The sequence below is a fragment of the Salinicola sp. NYA28a genome, from assembly GCF_976982775.1.
Window position 1 is genome coordinate 3,320,818 of the sequence record NZ_OZ334582.1, and the last position, 18,822, is coordinate 3,339,639.

General features: G+C 63.0%; 17 protein-coding genes. 7 read left to right on the top strand and 10 right to left on the bottom strand.

Annotated elements, in window-relative coordinates; genetic code table 11:
• Positions 1-10 precede the first annotated feature (10 nt).
• On the bottom strand, positions 11-862 hold the full coding sequence (locus tag ACWHY3_RS14960; RefSeq protein WP_448126887.1) for an oxidoreductase: 852 nt from the start codon (positions 860-862) through the stop codon (positions 11-13).
• 424 nt (positions 863-1,286) lie between these two features.
• Here ACWHY3_RS14960 and ACWHY3_RS14965 point away from each other — a divergent pair, with 424 nt between their 5' ends.
• Positions 1,287-1,673 (top strand): hypothetical protein, encoded by a 387-nt coding sequence (locus ACWHY3_RS14965; protein ID WP_448126888.1) that lies wholly within the window; start codon positions 1,287-1,289, stop codon positions 1,671-1,673.
• Positions 1,674-1,815: 142 nt separating this feature from the next.
• Here the strand turns inward: ACWHY3_RS14965 and ACWHY3_RS14970 are convergent, their stop codons facing one another.
• Both ACWHY3_RS14970 and ACWHY3_RS14975 read right to left on the bottom strand, forming a co-directional pair.
• A complete protein-coding gene (locus tag ACWHY3_RS14970; protein WP_087718199.1) occupies positions 1,816-2,613 on the bottom strand; it encodes an MBL fold metallo-hydrolase in 798 nt (265 codons plus the stop codon).
• Between the two features lie 189 nt (positions 2,614-2,802).
• Entirely contained in the window at positions 2,803-3,705 is a 903-nt protein-coding gene (locus ACWHY3_RS14975; protein ID WP_179208833.1) for a DMT family transporter, read from the bottom strand.
• Positions 3,706-3,797: 92 nt separating this feature from the next.
• On the opposite strand from ACWHY3_RS14975, the gene ACWHY3_RS14980 reads away from it, so the two are divergent.
• The 5 genes from ACWHY3_RS14980 (at position 3,798) to ACWHY3_RS15000 (ending at position 7,615) form a co-directional block, all read left to right on the top strand.
• Positions 3,798-4,712, top strand: coding sequence for a LysR substrate-binding domain-containing protein (locus tag ACWHY3_RS14980; protein WP_303856061.1), 915 nt, complete (start codon positions 3,798-3,800; stop codon positions 4,710-4,712).
• Between the two features lie 81 nt (positions 4,713-4,793).
• The gene (locus tag ACWHY3_RS14985; protein WP_087718202.1) at positions 4,794-5,393 is read left to right on the top strand and encodes a TetR/AcrR family transcriptional regulator; all 600 of its coding nucleotides are present in this window, start codon (positions 4,794-4,796) and stop codon (positions 5,391-5,393) included.
• A gap of 103 nt (positions 5,394-5,496) precedes the next feature.
• Positions 5,497-6,531, top strand: coding sequence for an NADP-dependent oxidoreductase (locus ACWHY3_RS14990; RefSeq protein ID WP_087718203.1), 1,035 nt, complete (start codon positions 5,497-5,499; stop codon positions 6,529-6,531).
• A 105-nt stretch (positions 6,532-6,636) separates the two neighbouring features.
• The gene (locus ACWHY3_RS14995; RefSeq protein WP_448126889.1) at positions 6,637-7,323 is read left to right on the top strand and encodes a type 1 glutamine amidotransferase domain-containing protein; all 687 of its coding nucleotides are present in this window, start codon (positions 6,637-6,639) and stop codon (positions 7,321-7,323) included.
• 4 nt (positions 7,324-7,327) lie between these two features.
• Positions 7,328-7,615 carry a DUF1330 domain-containing protein gene (locus ACWHY3_RS15000; protein WP_075562974.1) on the top strand — a complete coding sequence of 96 codons (288 nt, stop codon included), beginning with the start codon at positions 7,328-7,330 and terminating at the stop codon, positions 7,613-7,615.
• Between the two features lie 152 nt (positions 7,616-7,767).
• Here the strand turns inward: ACWHY3_RS15000 and ACWHY3_RS15005 are convergent, their stop codons facing one another.
• The 3 genes from ACWHY3_RS15005 to ACWHY3_RS15015 all read right to left on the bottom strand — a co-directional run bounded on the left by ACWHY3_RS15005 (position 7,768) and on the right by ACWHY3_RS15015 (position 11,499).
• On the bottom strand, positions 7,768-9,480 hold the full coding sequence (locus tag ACWHY3_RS15005; protein WP_448126890.1) for a thiamine pyrophosphate-dependent enzyme: 1,713 nt from the start codon (positions 9,478-9,480) through the stop codon (positions 7,768-7,770).
• Between the two features lie 176 nt (positions 9,481-9,656).
• Positions 9,657-11,072: an amidase gene (locus ACWHY3_RS15010; RefSeq protein ID WP_448126891.1), complete on the bottom strand. Its 1,416-nt coding sequence runs from the start codon at positions 11,070-11,072 to the stop codon at positions 9,657-9,659.
• A gap of 103 nt (positions 11,073-11,175) precedes the next feature.
• Positions 11,176-11,499: a YrhK family protein gene (locus ACWHY3_RS15015; protein ID WP_448126892.1), complete on the bottom strand. Its 324-nt coding sequence runs from the start codon at positions 11,497-11,499 to the stop codon at positions 11,176-11,178.
• Positions 11,500-11,672: 173 nt separating this feature from the next.
• On the opposite strand from ACWHY3_RS15015, the gene zwf reads away from it, so the two are divergent.
• A complete protein-coding gene (gene zwf / locus ACWHY3_RS15020) occupies positions 11,673-13,289 on the top strand; it encodes a glucose-6-phosphate dehydrogenase (RefSeq protein WP_448126893.1) in 1,617 nt (538 codons plus the stop codon).
• A 51-nt stretch (positions 13,290-13,340) separates the two neighbouring features.
• On the opposite strand, the gene ACWHY3_RS15025 is transcribed toward zwf, so the two are convergent.
• From ACWHY3_RS15025 to ACWHY3_RS15040, 4 genes are all read right to left on the bottom strand, one after another.
• Entirely contained in the window at positions 13,341-14,288 is a 948-nt protein-coding gene (locus ACWHY3_RS15025; RefSeq protein ID WP_448126894.1) for a cyclodeaminase, read from the bottom strand.
• A gap of 50 nt (positions 14,289-14,338) precedes the next feature.
• Positions 14,339-15,325, bottom strand: a complete 987-nt coding sequence (eutB, locus tag ACWHY3_RS15030; RefSeq protein WP_448126895.1) for a hydroxyectoine utilization dehydratase EutB — start codon at positions 15,323-15,325, stop codon at positions 14,339-14,341.
• Positions 15,326-15,446: 121 nt separating this feature from the next.
• The gene (locus ACWHY3_RS15035) at positions 15,447-16,847 is read right to left on the bottom strand and encodes an aminotransferase (RefSeq protein WP_303854566.1); all 1,401 of its coding nucleotides are present in this window, start codon (positions 16,845-16,847) and stop codon (positions 15,447-15,449) included.
• Between the two features lie 342 nt (positions 16,848-17,189).
• Complete coding sequence (locus tag ACWHY3_RS15040) at positions 17,190-18,653, bottom strand: NAD-dependent succinate-semialdehyde dehydrogenase (RefSeq protein WP_448126896.1); 1,464 nt, start codon at positions 18,651-18,653, stop codon at positions 17,190-17,192.
• Positions 18,654-18,822 lie beyond the last annotated feature (169 nt).

Here is an 18,822-nt window from a genome sequence, read left to right on the forward strand (position 1 = left end):
CGTCGCGCCATCACTCACCTTGTGGATAATCGGCCGCTTCGCCGACGGCGCGCCACTCGCGAATTTCCGCCAGCGTCTCCTCGAGATTCTCGATCACCTTGTCGACACCCCAAGCGCCCAGCACCAGATGGCGTGGCGGCTGCGGATGGGCGACCAGGTCGATCATCGCCTGGGCGGCGCGAACGGGATCGCCGGGCTGCTTGCCGCTGTTGCCACTGGTCCCTTCCATGCGCGCCTTGACCGTATCCACGTAGTCATCGATCCGGCTCGGCGTCTGCTGCAAGGATCGCCCGGCCCAGTCGGTGCGAAACGGCCCCGGCTCGACACAGGTCACGCGAACGCCCAGCGGCCCGGCCTCGGCCCTGAGCGAGTCGGACCAGCCTTCCACCGCATGCTTGGTGGCCGCGTAGTAACCGGATCCGGGAAAGCCGATGAAACCCGCTACCGAACTGATGTTGATGACATGGCCAGCGCGGCGTTCGCGCATGCCGGGCAGCACCGCCCGCGTCATCGCGAACAGGCCGAAGACGTTGGCATCGAACTGGGCGCGAATCGCACTTTCCTCGCCTTCCTCGCAGGAGGCCTGATAGCCGTAGCCCGCGTTGTTCACCAGCACGTCAATTCGCCCGAACTTGGCCTCGGCGGCGTCGACGGCCTCGCGAATCTGCGCACCATCGGTGACATCCAGCGCCAGGGCGAGCGCGCGATCTTCGGCACCCTCGACCAGATCCGCCACGCGTTCGCTTGAACGGGCGGTTGCGACGACCTTGCCGCCCTGCTCGATGATCAACCGGGCCAGCTCGCGACCAAAGCCGGTGGAGCACCCCGTGATAAACCAGACGGGAGAATCGGGCATGGACATGAAACACCTCCTTTCGAAAGCACGACGCCGGAAAATAAAACGTCACTGACACGGCGGCGTCGTCGATGAACGTGAACTCCCAGCGTAGACGATACCGCAGCGATTGGCGCCTGCGCCCGCAGATTGAAGCCCCTGCACGTTCTTCGACCTTGGTCGCAAGCACCTTGAAAGTCAGACAACTGAATCGGGATAATCTCTTAGCGAGCAAAAAATAGACGCGTTATCGATTCGCCTGCTTTCTTAGTCGCCGGACCTCCACGCCCTGTCAGGGGCTTCCGGCTCGATTTCCCGCCCAGGTTCGATGCTCACTGCCTCGTCTACCCGCGCGGCCTGGGACGGTATCGCGTCAACGAAACGAACAAGGACAACCATTGCCTTTCACCCGCCGGACAGCCTCCGACATCGATAGCCGGGATGACGACACATGACGCAGGTCGAGCAGTTCTTCGAGCGCTACGGCCCGCGCTACCGGCTGTGGGTCACGCTGACGGTAATGCTGGGGCTGGTAGCGCTGGGCATGTCGATCACCATCGTCAACGTGGCCATCCCTTATATCAAGGGCGCCTTCGGCATGAGCGACTCTCAGGTCCAGTGGCTTTCCACCGGCTTCCTGGCGTCGACCACCGTATCGCTGCTGGTCGCTCCCTGGCTGGTGGCCGCCGTCGGTCAGCGCGCCACGTTCGTCGGCCTGCTCGATGATCAACCGGGCCAGCTCGCGACCAAAGCCGGTGGAGCACCCCGTGATAAACCAGACGGGAGAATCGGGCATGGACATGAAACACCTCCTTTAGAACACGACGCCGAAAAATAAAAAGCCACTGACACGGCGGCGGCGTCGATGAACGTGAATTCCCAGCGTAGACGATACCGCAGCGAGCGGCACCGGCGAGCGTCGGCCGGAGCCCAGCCCGGAAGCCGATTCTCCGGGCTGATCACGTCGAGGCGCTGCCCTATTAGCCCCGCAGCGCCCGACAGTGGCGCTGCGCCGACTCCTCGATGACGTGCTTGGCATCGATCAGTATCTCGCGACCCCAGAAAGCGGAATAGGCACTGTCGAAGTCGAGCGGCTCGAGGCGCCTGGCGATGCTCTCGACCGCTCCCGCATCGAGCGGAATGTTGTTGGGATAGGACCACATGAACGACGCCATCCGATCCGGCGTCACCAGCAGCGTATCGCCGGTCAGCAGAATCCGGTGCTCGGGCCAGTGGAGCACGCTGGCGCCGGGAAAATGACCGCCCAGACGATAGACATCGATGCCGGGCAAGATCTCGCGTGACTCTCCTTCCCAGAACTCGATCCCAGGATCCGCCACGGTGACCCAGTCACGATCCGCGGCGTGGACATGAATCGGGCAGCCGAACGTCTGCGCCCAATCCGCCATGGTGGAAAAGAAATGCGGATGCGACAGCACGATGGCATCGAGCCCGCCGAGACCTTCGATGATCTCGATGGTCGCCTCGTCGAGCAGCGTCAGGCAGTCCCACAGCACGTTGCCCGCGGGCGTTCGTACCAGGAAGGCGCGTTGGCCGATGGCGAAATGTGGCGTGGTGCCTATCGCCATCAAGCCCGGCGCCATATGGCGGAAAGTATTAGCGTGGCTGGCCGCCAGCTCGCTCGGCGTCGTCCAGCGCTGGCCTTCGACGGGCACGAACTGGCGCTCGTCCTCGCAGATTTCACAGTGTTCCGGCGGTGTCTCGCTCGGCGGATATTGCACACCGCAGGTGGCGCAGATAAAACCATGGTTACGCATTTCGCATTTCCCCGTAGAACCGACTCAGGTCATCTCTTGTCGCTACTCTTCTTACCGCTACTCTTCTTGTCGCTGCTTTTCTTGTCGATACTCTTGATCAATGTCGCTTGCTATCAACCCCGTTGTTACCAACTCAAGTGTAATCCACTTAGCTTGAGGTCGAGCGCTTGCCACGCCCGATCATGGCTTTTATCGACGAATCGCCAGCCATCCCGCCATCAGGACAATCGCCATGCCCACCAGCGTTGGCCCATCGGGAATCTCATCGAACAACCAGATTCCCCACCCTATGGCGAATAGCAGATAGGCGTAATCGAACGCCCCCACCAGCGACGAAGGCGCAAGCTGATAGGCTCGGGCAACCGCGGTATTGACGCTCACCATGAGTAACGCGTAGAGCAGGATCAGCAGACACGGCACCGTATCGAGTCGCTGCCAGCCACGGGTGAGAAACCCGGATAACGCCTCAGACACGAGGACAGTCACGGTGACACTGCCGACCACACCCGCCAGCAGGAAAGCGACATTGAGCCCGAGGGCCAACAGCCACGGAGACACGTCGCGGCAGCGCGTTCGCGTCACAACCATCGCCCCGGCATAGCAGAGCGCCGCCAGTAACGGAAGCAACATGGCTGGCGAGAACAGCGCCCCACCGGGACGCAGCACGGTCAACACGCCAGCGAAACCGAGCCACAGTGCGGCCCAGCGTCGCCCCGTCAACGGCTCGCCCGTCAGCGCGGCCAGCATCGCGATAAACAGCGGCGTGGTGTAGATTCCAACGGCGGCAATGCTCAGTGGAATCCAGGGCAGCGCGGCATAAAACGCAATCCACATTGCCAGCAGCAGCAGGCTCCGCAACGCGATCCAGCCCCAGCTATCGAGGCACCGAGGAAGATTGCCGCTCTGACATCGCCAGCCCATCAGCAGTATCGGCAACGAGATCGAGGGCGCAATTACCAACAGTTGCCAAAGTGAGAGGCTGTCGCTGAGATACTTGACCAACGCGTCTGCCAGGGCGAGGAGGAAAACCGCGCCGACGATCAGCAGAATGCCGCGGCGAGGGTTATCTTCGAACGTGGAAGGTGCTTTCATGGCGGTTCCTGTCGGTGGCAACCGCCAGAGCGTGCCCCACCGACCGCCGCCGTCACCAGCGATGGTGGCGTCACTATCCATGAGCCAGGGTTATGTTTCCGCTGAACCGTTCGCTGCCGCCCCTCGCCACCCTGCTCCCGTTCGAAGCCGCCGCCCGATGGGAAAGCTTCACTCGCGCTGCCGAAGAGCTCGGCCTGACTCAGGCGGCCATCAGCCGCCAAGTGCGATCGCTGGAAAAGGATCTTGGCGCGACCCTGTTCGAGCGCAGAAACCGCGGCGTCTTCCTGACGCCGGCCGGACGCGAACTGGCCAACGTCATCACCGATGGATTGTCCCGGATCGCACAGCAGGCCGACGATCTCCGCGGCGGCGAGCGCGCGCCCCGAGTGATTCTATTCTGTCAACTCTGCGAAGCGTTCTACTGGCTGATGCCCCGGTTGGCGACGTTCAATCAGCGCCACCCCGACATCGATCTGAAGCTGGTGACATCGACCCGACCGATGACCGAGCAACGCGACCCGTTCGATATCGCCCTGCAGACGCATGGCAGACCTAGTGGCAACCACACGCTGGCATTTATCGCCGCGGATACGATCTATCCCGTCTGCAGTCCCGATCATTCGGCCGCGCGGAACGCGCCAATCTCGCTGGAATCGTTGGCGGGCGAGGAGCTGCTTCATCATCGCGCAGAACCGCCCGACTGGATGGAGTGGAGCGGCTGGTTCACGGCCATGGGCCAGGAGGTCTCGCCACCGCTGCCGGGGAAAGTGTTCGACAGCTATCCGCTGATGCTGCAGGCGACACTGGCCGGGCACGGTATCGCACTGGGATGGCGGCGCACGACCGAGCGTTTGATCGACGCTGGAGAGCTGATAAGACCCGTCGAGGAAGCTCTCATTCAACCCGAGGCGATCGCCGTCTATACCCACCGAGAGGCGATGGATCGCTACGCGTGTCGGGTGCTGCTCGACTGGCTGGCAGAAACACTGAACGATACACCCAGCTAGCGACGACTCCACCCGCCCGTCATGGCGACCTCTGATTAACGAGCACTAGACGACCGGTCTATTCAAGGCTAGAGTGGACGCATGAACAGCTCACTAGCCACCCGCGACGTCAAGACGCAGATCCTGGATATCGCTCAGTCCACCATGGGGAGCCGAGGGTTTTCCGCGGTCGGGCTGAATGAAATTCTCAAGGCGGCCCAGGTACCCAAAGGCTCTTTCTACCACTACTTCGAGTCGAAAGAGGCGTTTGGTGTCGCACTGCTGGAACGTTACTTCAGCCGCTATCTGGCCGAACTTGATGAGTTGCTCGCCACTCGCGACGAGAGTTCCTCCGTCTCAAGGCTGATGCGTTACTGGCAACGCTGGGTGGACACCCAGACCGGGCACGACCTGCAAAGCCGTTGTCTGGTGGTCAAGCTGGGTGCCGAGGTCAGCGATCTTTCCGATTCGATGCGCCAGGTACTGGAAAACGGCACGGATCGAATCATCGAACGCCTGACCCGCGAGCTGACCCGCGCCCGGCAGAATGGAGAAATCACCGCCGATGACGATGACGGAGAGCTGGCCGCCTCGCTGTATCAGATGTGGCTAGGGGCCAGCATGTTGGCTAAGGTGACCCAGGACGATAGACCGTTGCAGTCGGCATTGAGCACGACACGACGCTTGCTCGGCCGTCACTGAATCGAGAGTGAATCCAGGGCCGATGATTTGGCCCTTTTATTTACCTTGGGACTAGACGGCTGGTCTAATCGAATCAGATTCATTGAAGTGAAAGGAGTACATCATGACGCAGAATCATACGATCAACCGACAGTGGGTACTGGCCTCGCGCCCCCACGGCGAGCCGCGTCAGGATAACTTCCGCCTGGAAGAGACCGAGATTCCCGCCGCCACGGAAGGCACGGTCTTGCTGCGCACGGTCTATCTCTCGCTCGACCCCTACATGCGGGGCCGCATGAGCGACGCACCCTCTTATGCCCCGCCCGCGAAGATCGATCAGGTCATGGTGGGCGGCACCGTCAGCCGCGTCGTCGAATCTCGACATGCCGATTTCCAGCCAGGCGATTGGGTGCTGGGCTACAGCGGCTGGCAGGACTACGCCCTGTCGGACGGCACGGCCCTGACCAACCTGGGACAGCAGCCCGAGAATCCTTCCTACGCTCTTGGCGTCATGGGCATGCCGGGCTTTACCGCCTACATGGGGCTGACGGATATCGGCAAACCCAAGGCGGGTGAGACCCTGGTGGTCGCTGCCGCTACCGGCCCTGTCGGTGCGACGGTTGGACAGATCGGCAAGATCAAGGGCATGCGGGTCGTCGGTATTGCCGGCGGTGACGAAAAGTGCCGCTATGTGGTCGAGACACTGGGCTTCGATGCCTGTATCGACCACCGAGCCGACGACTTCGAAGCCCAGCTCGAGGCCGCCTGCGATGCCGGCATCGACGTCTACTACGAAAACGTGGGTGGCAAGGTCTTCGATGCGGTCCTGCCGCTGCTGAATACCAGCGCTCGGATACCGGTCTGCGGGGTGGTCGCTCAGTACAACGCGACGGATCTACCGGAGGGGCCGGACCGCCTGCCACTGCTGCTGGATACCATTCTCAAAAAGCGTCTCACCGTGCGCGGCTTCATCATCTTCGATGACTACGGTCACCGCTTCGACGAGTTCTTCAACGAGATGTCGGGCTGGATCGAGGAAGGTCGCATTCACTATCGCGAAGAGATCAAGGAAGGCCTGGAAAATGCCCCCAAGGCGTTCAGCGGTCTGCTGAAGGGTGAGAACTTCGGCAAACTCGTCATCCAGGTCGGCGAGCGCTGATCCCATGTCGCTCGATCTCGTCCCCCTCGATCTCGTCCTCCTCGACTTCGAAGCACCGGATCCCGCGGTCATCGATTGCGTAACCACCACAAAGGCATTCATCCCATGAAAGTATTAATGGTACTGACATCACACGATCAACTTGGCGACACCGGTGAGAAAACCGGCTTCTGGCTCGAAGAGCTGGCAGCGCCTTATGTCGTCTTCCAGGACGCCGGCGCCGATATCACGCTGGCCTCGCCCAAGGGGGGTCAGCCCCCGCTGGACCCTAAAAGCGACGACCCGACGGCGGATACCGAAGAGGTCAAACGTTTCCGCGCTGACGCGGAGGCCATCAAGGCACTTGCCAGCACCCACGTGCTGGCAGATATCGATAGCGACGATTTCGACGCAGTCTTCTACCCTGGCGGCCACGGCCCGCTGTGGGACCTGGCCGAAGACAAGGCATCCATTGCGCTGATCGAACGTACCCTGCGGACCGGCCGTCCCGCGGCGCTCGTTTGCCATGCGCCTGGCGTACTGCGTCACGTGAAGGACGCTGACGGCGCGCCGATCGTGAAGGGTAAAAAGGTCACCGGCTTTTCCAACAGCGAGGAAGAGGCTGTCGGCTTGACAGACGTGGTGCCGTTTCTGGTCGAGGACGTGCTCAAGTCACAGGGTGGCGACTACAGCAAAGGCGCTGACTGGTCCTCTTACGTTCTGACCGACGACCTGCTGATTACCGGCCAGAACCCGGGCTCCTCCGCCGAAACCGCGAAGACCCTGCTGAAACGACTCAACGAAAAGGGGTAGTTCAATGAGCACTTACGTGATCTTCATCAAGGACGCCACCCTCGATAGCGAGGAGATGGCGATCTACGCCGACAAGGCCAGCAAGGCAAGGGGGGAGGTCCCTCCCAAGCCCCTGGCATTCTATGGCGATATCACCACCCTAGAGGGCCCAGAAGCCGAGGGTGCCGTGGTGCTGGAGTTTCCCGACCGCCAGGCCGCGCTGGCGTGGTATGAAAGCCCGGCCTATCAGGAGGCCAAGCAGCATCGGCTCAAAGGCGCCGACTATCGTGTCATGATGGTGGAAGGGGTTTAACGGCTAGCGGTTGCCGGTAGAAATTCCAGTGCAAAGGGGGCGGCAAGTGATAATGCCGCCCCCTTTATTGTGCAGCCTCTCCGGTATGGACCGACAACCTCCGGCCGTCATCGATGCCACCGCCAGCTCGGCAGAAAAAACCGCCGGATCGTCTACCTCCAGAAGTTGCTCTTCACCAGATCGACCACATCGCTCATGCGGCCGTTGAGCACGGCCTTGCCCGAATAGAGCGCGGTGGACGTTACCTGCCCCGGTTCGATCTTGGGCGGCATCACCAGCTCCATGCGGTTGACCTTGACGTCGAGAATCGCCGGGCCGGGATGGGCCAGCCACTCGGCGATGGCGTGCTTGAGCTCGTGTTCCTGCTCGACCCGCCGCCCCCACAGGCCGATCGACTGCGCCAGCAGCCCGAAATCGGGGTTGTCGAGGTCGGTGTAGCTGTCCAGCAGACCGTCGACTTTCTGCTCCAGCTCGACGAAGCCCAGCGAGCTATTGTTGAAGACGACGATCTTGAGCGGAATCTTCTCCTGCTTCAGGGTCAGCAGGTCGCCCATCAGCATGGTCATGCCACCGTCGCCGCACATCGCGATGACCTGACGCTCGGGGAATGCCTTCTGAATGCCGATCGCCTGCGGATAGGCGTTGGCCATGGTGCCGTGAACGAGGCTCGACAGCGTGCGGCGCTTTCCGTTGGCGCGGATGTGACGCAGCATCCAGACCATCGGGCTGCCGCCATCGGCGGTAAAGAAGGCGTCGTCGTGGGCGGCTTCGTCCAGCGCCAGCGTCAGTTCCTGGGGATGGATCAGGCCGTCGTCGTCGGACTCGTGAGCGTCGCGCTCCAGCGCCTTGTGGTAGCTCTTGCGGCAGCGCTCCAGCCAGGACGTGTCGCTCTGCTCGTCGACGATCTGGGCCAGCGCGGCACAGGTATCGCGCACGCTGCCGAGCAGTCCGATGTCGACCGGGTGACGTTTGCCGATCTGCTGCGGATCGATATCGACCTGAATGATCGTCGCTTTCTCCGGGTAGAACTGGGTCCAGGCGAAGCTGCAGCCCAGCAGCAGCAAGGTGTCGCATTCGGCGACAGCGTGGTAACCGCCGGCCAGCCCGAAGACGCCGGTCATGCCGACCTCGAACGGGTTGTCCGGCTCGATGAAATCCTTGGCCCGCGAGGTCCACGCCACCGGCGCCTTCAGCTTGGCCGCCAGCGCCATCACCTCATTGCGCGCGTGCTGACAGCCGGAGCCCGCGAAAATCGAGATCTTGCCGCCGGCGTTGAGCGCCTTGATGGCCGGCACCAGCTCCTCGGCGCTCGGACGAGCGATCGGATCGAAACGATGCACCCGATAGGGCAGATCCTGGCTCGGTTTCTGCGTGAACAGGTCCCCATGCACGATCAGCACCGCCACGCCGTTCTTCGACAACGCCGCCTGTGCTGCCAACGCTGTCATCCTACGCGCCTGGTCGGGGTTGATGATCGTCTCGCAGAAGACGCTGTACTGATCGTAGATCGGCTTGGGGTCGACATCCTGCGGGAAGCCGATGCCGGTATCGGCGGTGCCGACCTGAGAAGCGATCAACACCACCGGCGAACCGCTGCGATGGGCTTCGAACAGCCCGTTGACGAAGTGCAGCGTGCCCGGACCGCAGGTGCCGGCGCACAGCGCCAGCTCCCGGGTCATGTAGGCTTCGCCACCGGCGGCGAAACCGCCGACCTCCTCGTGGCGGACATGCACCCATTCGAGATCGCTGCGCCGGATCGCGTCGGTAAAATGATTGATGGTGTCGCCAACCACGCCATAGCAGCGCTTGGCGCCCGCCTCGGCAAGCGTTTCGACAATGATTTCAGCGACATTCTGATGGCTCATGATGCGACTCCTTTCGCGGACGACTAACTCGCGCGGACGGCGAACTCGTCGAAACGAGGAAGCTTCGGCCGTCGCGGGCCCGATGAACTGGGCGATGAAAGACGAATTGCCAGGCGCCATGCTGCGTGCATGACGCCTCATCCAAGCGTAGTCGGCAATCAGCGCCTCGCTCGAACTCAGGCCATTTCGGAAGGATCGGGCACCCGCGGGAACCGCGGCGGATGCGCTTTCATGTAGGCGTGACAGGCCCGCAGCACTCGGACGTCATCGTGCTTGCCGCCGGCGAGCTGGAACCCGACCGGCAGGCCGGATTCGGTGAATCCGCAGGGAACGGACGCTGCCGGCTGCTGGCTCAGATTGAATGGATAGGAGAACGGCGCCCACTCTTCCCAGTCGCGCATGCCGCTGCCGGGCGGGACTTCGTGACCCGCCTCGAACGGCTCGATCGGTACGGTCGGCGTCATCAACAGATGATAATCCTGATTGAAGCGCTCCAGGCTCAGGGTCAAGTCGGCCCGTTGCCCCAGAGCCTGGAACAGGTCGAGCGCGCTCCACTGCTGCGCGGTACGCGCATTGGCGACGAGGCCCGGATCGAGCTGTTCGCGTTGCCGGTCGCTGCATTTCGACCAGAAATCCAGCGACGCGGTAAACCAGAGCTTCTGGAAGATATCGATCGGCGACTCGAACCCCGGGTGAATCTCCTCGATCTCGGCGCCAAGCTGCTCGAGATTGCGAGCCGCTTCGCGCACGCGAGCGGCGACCTGGTCATCGACCTCGGCATAGCCCAAGGTCGGCGAGTAGGCGATGCGCAGCCCGCGCAGATCCTTGCCGAGATCGGCCCCCCAATCCTTCGGCTGGCCCCGCGTGGCGTAAGGGTCACGATAGTCGTAGCGCCCGATCACGTTGAGCATGCGCACCGCGTCGTCGACGCTGCGAGTCAACGGGCCGATATGAGAGAGCGAAGGTTCTGTCGCCGGCGGCCATTGCGGGGTCCAGCCGTAGGTGGGCTTGAAGCCGAAGACGCCGGTGAACGCGGCGGGAATGCGGATCGAGCCGCCGGAGTCGCCCCCCTGATGCAGCACGCCCATGTTGAGCGCGGCAGCGGCAGCGGCCCCGCCGGAGGAGCCGCCCGGCGTCAGGCGCGTATCCCAGGGATTGTAGCTCGCACCGAACACCCGGTTGTCGGTCACCGCTTTCCAGCCGAACTCCGGCGTGTTGGTCTTGCCGAGAATCACCGCCCCGGCTTCGCGGAGCATGCGGGCCGGCGGGCAGTCTTCCTCGCAGAGCGATTCCGATGTGGTCAGCGAGCCGCCACGCGCCGGCATGCCGGCCACTTCGGCCAGATCCTTCATCGAGACGGGAATGCCGTCGATGGCGCTCAGCGGCTTGCCCTGCCCCCAGCGCCTGGCAGAAGCCTTGGCCGCCTTCTCGGCCCCCTCGCGGTCGACATGAACGTAGGCGTTCACGGCGTCGTTGAAGCGGTCGATACGGTCGAGCGCCGCCCGCGTCGCCTCCAGCGGCGAAGCCTCGCCGGTTCGATAGAGCTGCTCGAGTTTTCCAGCGTCCAGATTGCCAAGGTCGGTGTCGCTCACGATTCCTCCACGTCCTGTGGTACGAGTTTCATGTCGCCAAGGTTAGTCGGCGTCCTGAAAGACGCGCAACGTCGCTACCGGAAGGATGACGACTTTCAGCACGTCAGAAATCGTGCTCGGCCTCGGATGGAGAGGGCGATGCGGCGTTCATGCGCTGCAGATGCAGGCGCCGAAGCAGGCGAATGACCGGACGGATCAGCATTTCGATACTGCCGATCACGAACAGCCAGGTACCGGCATACGCCAGGGAGTCGTAGAAGAAGAAAATGCTGCCGATCACGAACCAGACACCGATCAGAATATCGTTGATGATGCTCACGACTTCGTAACGCTGACGAATGACCAGCTCATCCCGGCCGAAGTGAAGGGTCAATGGTTCATTGGCGCTATTTGAATGGACGCCACGCTGTCGTGTCCTCTCGTGCATATCACTTTTACTCCCTTCGAGATTGGTCACGATATTCTGGTTCAGCCCGCCGTGCTCCGCAAAGACAGCGCCCGGCCTCGAAGCAGATTCACTGGCTCCCGTGCGGTTTGTCTTCCATGATGAAGTCGAACGAGACGACCTGCTCCGGCAACGACATGAAGAGGTGAAAGTCCGTGTCCCATTCGACGCAAGCGCAGTACGAGCAGACGCCAGCGGCCGACAACACCACGATGTTCGTCTTCGGTGCCGGCGGTGATCTGGTGAAACGGCTGCTGATTCCTTCGCTCTACAACCTGGACCGGGATCAGTTGATCGATTCCAACATGCGGATCGTCGGCGTCGATCTCGCCGAGCATGACGACGCGGGATTTCGCGCCCATCTCAAGCAGTTCATTGCCGACAAGGCCGCCGATCACCACTCGGAAGGCCGCGGCAGCGCACTGGACGAATCGCGCTGGCGCGAATTCGAGCAGCGGCTCCATTATCTGCAGGGCGACTTCACCGACGAGGCGATTTACCGCCAGATCGAGGACGCGATTGCGTCATCCGACAGCGGCAATGCAATCTTCTATTGCGCGACCGCGTCCCGCTTCTTTGGCGAGATCGCCAGGCAACTGGGCCAGGCCGGATTACTGACGGAGCAAGGCGGAAACTACCGCCGGGTCATCGTCGAAAAGCCGTTCGGCCACGATCTCGAATCGGCCCAGGCATTGAATGCCGAGCTGCTCGACGTGATGCGGGAAGATCAGATCTACCGGATCGATCATTTTCTCGGCAAGGAGACGGTTCAGAACATCCTCGTCGCCCGCTTCGCCAACGTGCTGTTCGAACCGTTCTGGAACAATCACTACATCGACCATATCCAGATCACCGCCGCGGAAACGGTCGGCGTCGAAGAGCGGGCCGCTTTCTACGACAAGGCCGGGGCCATGCGCGACATGGTGCCCAATCACCTGTTCCAGTTGCTTGCCATGGTCGCCATCGAACCCCCGGCCGCGTTCGGCGCGGATGCCCTGCGCAGCGAGAAGTCGAAGGTGCTGGGCGCCATTCGCCCCTGGACGACGGAAGAGGCCGCTCACAACTCGGCGCGCGGACGCTACGAGGCCGGCAGGCTGGGCGAACGTGAGGTGCCCGGCTACCTCGAGGAACCAGGCGTCGACGCCGACAGCCGGACCGAAACCTTCGTCGCCATGAAAGTGATGGTCGACAACTGGCGCTGGATCGGCGTGCCGTTCTATCTGCGGACCGGCAAGCGCATGAGCGCGCGGGATACCGAGATCGCGATCTGCTTCAAGCCGGCGCCCTACGCGCAGTTTCGCAATACCGACGTGGAGCGGATGGCCTCCAACTGGCTGATCATCCAGATCCAGCCCAACGAAGGCATGTGGTTCGACTTCCAGGCCAAGCGGCCCGGCCCCGAGCTGGAAATGGACACCGTCAAGATGGGCTTTGCCTACAAGGATTTCTTCGACCTGCCGGCGGTCACCGGCTACGAGACATTGATCTACGACTGCCTGACCGGCGACCAGATGCTGTTCCAGCGTGCGGATACCATCGAGAACGGCTGGCGCGCCGTGCAGCCGTTTCTGAAAGCCTGGTCCCGCGAATCGGGGACCGGAGAATCGGAGAGCGAAAAATCGGGCATCGAAGGTTATGCCGCAGGCACCGACGGCCCCAGCGGCGCCCATGAACTGATCCAGCGCGACGGCCGTCTGTGGCACAAGGTCGGCGAGCCCACCGGCCCTGGCGTGGCACCGGTGCCGAAGCGTGGCGAGAAGTCGCCTTCATGAGACTCCGCGCTCGGCGAAACCGCCGAGCGCTTCACACGTCTTTCGAGCGCCTCAGGAAACCAGTCGGCCCAGCGCGAATCCGGCGATGGCGGTGTCCTGCACGCCGGTACCGGTGAGATCGCAGATGGTGATCTGCGAATCTGTCGTGCGCAGGCTCTTGCCGGACGCGATCACCTTGCCCAGTTCGTTGACGGTGAACGGCGGCTGGTGGCCGGCGTAGGCCTTGAGTTCACCGTTGTTCTCGCTCTGGGCGCGGGTATCGGCGACGAAATGATCGGCGCGCTCCATGACGGAGGTATCCAGCTCGCGCTTGTCCGGGCTGTCGGAGCCCATGGCGGTGACATGCACGCCCTCGCGCAGATGCTCTCCGGAGAGTAACGGCTCGCGCGACGGCGTGGTAGTGACGATGATGTCCGCCTCACGACAGGCGTCGGCGATATCGGTATGTACCGCCACGGTCAGCCCGTACGTTTGCTGCATCCGCGCCGCGTAGGCTTCGGCCTTCTTCACGTCCCGTGCCCAGACATCCAGTGTGTCGATATCTCGTACCAGCTTGAGCGCGGCAATCTGGAGTTCCGCCTGCAACCCGGCACCCAGCACGGTGACACGCTTGCTGTCGGCGCGGGATAAATGCTTGGCGGCGATGGCGCCGGCCAACGCGGTGCGGATGTCGGTGAGATAGCCTTCGTCGAACAGCACCGCCTCGACCAGTCCGGTCTTCGCCGAGAACACGATCATCAACCCGTTAAGACTTGGTAGTCCCAGTTTCGGGTTGTCGAAGAAGCCGGGGCTGACCTTGATCGCGAAGCGCGAGTTACCCTTGATATGCGCGGTCTTGACGTCGACCTCGCCGTTGGCCTCCTCGATCGCCATCGACAGGATCGGCGGCTGGACGACATTGCCCTCGCCCAGCGCGCGAAAGCCGGCTTCGACCGCCTCGAGCGCGTCGCGGTCGAGGCTGACGACGTTCTGAATCTGTGCGCGGTTGTAGAGTTCCATCGAGGTTGCTCCTGATTCCATTCGTTCGAATTCGTTTTTTGTCCGGACCTTCAGCGTTCCGGATAATCGAGCATGGCACGGGCCCGCATCAGCGTTCCCGCATCGACGCCGTTACCGGAAATGATCAGCGCCACCTTTTCGCCACGGATATCGATGGCGCGCTCTTCGATGGCGGCGAGCCCGACCACCGCGGCGCCTTCCACCAGCATCTTCTCCTGCTCGAAGAAATGAAGCATGGCGCGGGCGATGGCCGCTTCCGAGACCTGGTGGTGATCGTCCATCACCTCGCGGACCAGCTCGAAGGTGCAGCGGTTGTCGAGACCGATCCCGCCGCCCAGCGAATCCGCCAGCGATGCCTCTTCCTCGACCTCGACGGGCTTGCCGGCGGCCAGGCTTTCGATCATTGCCGCACCCTCGAGCATGCTCACGCCGGTGACTCGTACCTTCGGATTGACGCCCTTCACCGCGCGGCCGATGCCACCCAGCAGGCCGCCGCCGGAGAGTCCGATCAGCACCCGGTCCAATTCGGGAAGATCTTCCATCAGTTCGAGCCCGATGGTGCCCTGGCCGGCCGCGATCAACGGATCGTCGAAGGGCTCGATCAGCGCCATGCCCTCCTCGCTCACCAGCCGTCGTGCCTCGACGAAAGCATCGTCCTGGGAACGGCCGACCACGCGGGCTTCGGCGCCCAGCGCCTCGATGGCGGCCACCTTGTTGGCCGGCACCAGCTCGGAGACGCAGATGATCGCGCGGGCACCGAGGCGCCTCGCGGCCCACGCCACCGCGCGGCCGTGATTGCCGGTGGATGCCGTGGTCACGCCGCGCTCGAGCTGTTCCGGCGACAGCGACGCGATCTTGTTGAGCGCGCCCCTGAGCTTGAACGCCCCGCTCGGCTGCAGCGTCTCGAGCTTGAGATAGACCTCGGTATCGAATCTCGCCGACAGGCTCTGGGAGAGAATCAGCGGCGTGCGCATTGCCTGGCCGGCGATGCGGCTTCGGGCCAGGTAGATGTCATGAAGCGTGACGGGGTCGGACATCGTTGGGGAATCCCGGTTGGTAAGGCAAGTGCGGCAGAGTGGATCTCTCCACCCTGCCGCAGGCTTGTTGTGTCATCAAGACGATATGGCTATGGCAAGACAATGTGACGACGGTTGCGACTTAGCCCTTGAGATCACCACTACGCGTCAGCTCATCGGTCACCTTGTCGATGGCACGCTTGGCGCGGGCGATCACTTCGTCGACCTGGCCGCGGTCGATCACCAGCGGCGGCGCGAAGCCGAGGATGTCGCCGTTGGGCATGGCGCGAGCGATCAGGTTCTCCTCGAGCGCTGCGGCGGCAACGCGCGCGCCGACCTTGAGCGACGGCTCGAACGGCGTGTACTCGCCTTTGGTGGGCGCGAATTCCAGCGCGGCCATCAACCCCTCGCCGCGGACGTCGCCGACCAGCGGATGCTCGCCGAAGGTCTTCTTGAGCTGGGCGTTGAAGTAGGCGCCGGTTTCGGCGGCGTTGCCCACCAGGTTCTCGCGCTCGATGATGTCCAGGTTGGCCATGGCGGCGGCGGCACCCAGCGGGTGGCCGGAGTAGGTCCAGCCGTGGCCGATGGGGCCATATTCGCCGGTGCCGTCTTCCAGCGCTTTCCACACCCGTTCACCGACGATGACGCCGGAAAGCGGCTGGTAGGCGCTGGTCAGCCCCTTGGCGATGGTCACCAGATCCGGCTGGATGCCGTAGTGCTGGAAGCCGAATTCGCTGCCCAGGCGGCCGAAGCCACTGACCACTTCATCGCAGATCAGCAGGATATCGTGGCGCTTGAGCACGGCCTGGATCTCGTCCCAGTAGCCTTCCGGCGGCGGGATGATGCCGCCGGTTCCCAGAACCGGCTCGCCGATGAAGGCGCCGATGGTGTCCGGCCCTTCGCGCTGGATCATCGCTTCGAGCTGTTCGGCGCAGTAGGCGGAGAATTCGCGCTCGCTCATGTCGCCACGCTCACGCCGATAGTAGTAAGGCGCCTTGGTATGCAGCACGCCGTCGATCGGCAGATCGAAATGCTGGTGGAACGCCGGCAGGCCGGTGAGCGAACCGGCAGCGATGCTGGAGCCGTGATAGCCACGCTGGCGCGCGATGATCTTTTTCTTCTTCGGCTGGCCGATGACGTTGTGGTAGTAGCGCACCAGCTTGATCTGGGTCTCGTTGGCGTCGCTGCCGGAGAGGCCGTAGTAGACCTTGTTCAGACCGTTGCCGGCGAGCTTGGCAATGCGCTCGGAGAGCGCGATCAGCGGCTCGTTGGAGTGGCCGACATAGGTGTGGTAGTACGCCAGCTCCTTGGCCTGGGCATAGATCGCCTCAGCGATCTCGGTGCGCCCGTAGCCGATATTGACGCAGTAGAGCCCGGCGAAGGCGTCGATCATCTCGCGGCCATCGCGATCGACGATGGAGATTCCCTTGCCACCGGTGATGACGCGCCCCGGCGCATCGCCTTGGGCGTAATCGCGCAGATGGGTGGACGCATGGAAAACGTGGCGGCGATCGTTTTCGATCAGAGCACGAGTATCGGTCATAACCTTTCCTTAACCAGAATGAAACGCCGCCATCTGTCCGGACGGCGTTTCAGGGGCGGGCGCAGCGATCGGAGCGATCCTTGTGTAATACCCGCTTGTAGAATGTTATCTCTGGACCGGCCAGTGGCGTCCAGCCGGTCATTGTCCACGTCAGCGACGCGCGGGCGCGACACCGTCAGGGCACCGCGCCGCCGTTCACGAGACAGCGCGTAAGCGCTAGGCGAGCGGACGAAGCGCAAGGCGCACGACACGCAGGAGCCGGAGCCTATGGGTTATAGGTGAGGACTCCGAGTATCGGGCAACGCGGCGATTCGCTCGCGCAGTCAGCGATTCCGCGCTGGCTCAAGAAGAGCTGGCCGACGGCATATTGCCCAGACAGTAATACTTCGTATCGAGATACTCATCGAGCCCCGCGGCGCCGCCCTCGCGACCGAGGCCGGACTGCTTGACGCCGCCGAACGGGATCGGCGCGCCGGTCATCTTGACGCTGTTGACGCTGACCATGCCGTACTCGAGCCTGCGCATCAGCTTCCAGATTCGACGCACGTCGTGGGTGTAGACGTAGGCGGCGAGCCCGTACTCGGTATCGTTGGCGAGTTGAATGACTTCGTCGTCGTCATCGAACGCACAGACGCCTGCGACCGGCGAGAAGGTCTCCTCGCGGAACACGCGCATCTCCGGCGTGATATCGGCCAGCAGCGTCGGCATGAAGAAGTTCTCGCCGGGCGCCTGGCCCTCTCCGCCCAGTTGGCGCGCCCCTTTGCTGATACCGTCCTCGACGATACCCTTGGCCATGTCCACCGCCCGCTTGTGGATCAGCGGCCCGATGTCGTTCTCCTCGAGACCGTTGCCGACCTTCAGTGCCTCCATGTGCGCCACGAACCGCTCGACGAAGGCATCGTAGATGCCACGCTGAACGAAGATACGGTTGGCGGCGAGGCAATCCTGGCCGGCGGTCTGGAACTTGGCGGCGACCGCTTCCTTCGCCGCGGCGTCCGGGTCCATGTCGTCGCAGACGATGAACGGCGCATTGCCGCCCAGCTCCAGCGACATGCGCTTGACACTGGACGAGCTCTGGCGCATCAGCAGCTTGCCGACGCGGGTCGAGCCGGTGAACGAGATGTTGCGGATGCGGTTGTCGTTGCACAGCACTTCGGACACGGTCGCCGGATCGCCGGTAACCACGTTGAACACGCCCGCCGGAATGCCCGCCCGCTCGGCCAGTTCCGCCAGTGCCAGCGCGGAATATGGTGTCTCGTTGGCCGGCTTGACGATGACCGGGCAGCCCGCCGCCAGCGCCGCCCCGGCCTTGCGGGTGATCATCGCCAGCGGGAAGTTCCAGGGCGTGAACATCGCCGAGACGCCCACCGGCTCCTTGATCGTGCCCAGCGCCGCGTTGGGGATATGGCTGGGAATGGTCACGCCGTAGGCGCGCTTGGCCTCTTCGGCGAACCACTGAATGAAGCTGGCGCCGTAATCCACTTCACCACGGGCATCGGCGAGCGGCTTGCCCTGTTCGCGGGTCATCAGCAGCGCCAGGTCTTCCTTGTGTTCGTGCAGCAGGCGATACCAGGTGTTGAGCTTCTCGGCCCGCTCATGGACGTTGATCGCCCGCCACTCGGCGAAGGCGTTCTCGGCCGCCGTCACCGTGTCGGTGATCTGTGCCGCTTCGAGCAGGGCGCAATGGCCCAGGGTTTCTCCGGTGGCGGGATCGACGACCGCTTCCTCGCGGCCCTCGCTACCATGGGTCCATTTACCATCGACATAGGCATACTGGCGGAAAAGCCGGGGATCGTTGAGTTTCATATCGCCTCCTGCTTGGCTCTGGACAAAAAAGGCTGTCGGCGGTGGGGCAGAACAAGTGGCCTATCCTGCGAGTACGATCATGGTACCGACTCGGCGAGAGGGAATTTTCTTGTCTCGACCGCTTTGCGCCACGCTTTCTTTCGAAAGCCCGGCCAGGAGTTGCGGTTTT